Origin of the sequence: Anoxybacillus ayderensis (genome assembly GCF_000833605.1) — a bacterium.
GTDB lineage: Bacteria > Bacillota > Bacilli > Bacillales > Anoxybacillaceae > Anoxybacillus > Anoxybacillus ayderensis.
In genome coordinates this window covers 1-794 of record NZ_JXTG01000061.1, presented here as the reverse complement: position 1 = coordinate 794, position 794 = coordinate 1, and the positions used below count along the sequence as shown (strand labels likewise).

Below are 794 nucleotides of genomic sequence, written 5' to 3'. Positions count from 1 at the left end.
ATATTTGCGGCAACGATCTAAAGCATCCGTAAACAGCTGAATGACATGGAAATAATCGACCACGTGTGTCGCCTCTGGGCAAACCCCTTGAATGGCTTTTTTCATCGCTGGGGCTAAATCGCTTACGACATACTGAACAGAACGAGACACATGCGCCAACGCACGTCTGATGGCTTCCTCGTTCTTTCCAGCTTCGATGGCATACACTTCTCCCGTCTCGGCATCCATGATCGACACTCCGTAGTCATGCCCTTTTCGAAAGGCAAATTCATCGACACAAACCGCCTTTGGTTGGATATCATTCGATAGGAAGGAAGGGGCATGGGTATAAAACCAACGTTCCACGGTCGTGTAAGGGAGTTTGAGCATCCGAGCTACTGCCTGAATGGATGTCCCAATGCAAGATTGCGCCACCCATTGCTGAAAAGCGTCCGTTGCCACACTTCGAGGGGAGATTCCTGGATAAGACGTGCTGAACGTCATGCCACACGTACTACAACGTCTGCGCTCGACAGGGAGTTCAATCCAAAAAATCCCGATTCGTTGAGCATAGCCATGCATCCATTGCTTCTTTTTTCCTGTCATTTTGATCGTGCGTTTCAAGCAGACAGGACATAACGGGCATTGTTCAGGTAGAGAAAGTTCGAAAATCCAACGATCTCCTTCTTTTCGCACCTTTTGAATCAAAACATCTGGTAAATCGATGAGTTCTTTGATAAACTGAGAGTACATGCGAATTTTCCTCCAATGGTTTGGTTTGGTCACCTTTACCATACAGGAAAATTCGCATTTTT

General features: G+C 46.7%; 1 protein-coding gene. It reads right to left on the bottom strand.

Annotated features, from left to right (window positions below; translation table 11 throughout):
* Positions 1 to 732 (bottom strand): transposase (locus tag JV16_RS14910; RefSeq protein WP_042536463.1); only part of this gene is annotated, 732 nt, incomplete at its 3' end.
* Between the last annotated feature and the right edge of the window lie 62 nt (positions 733 to 794).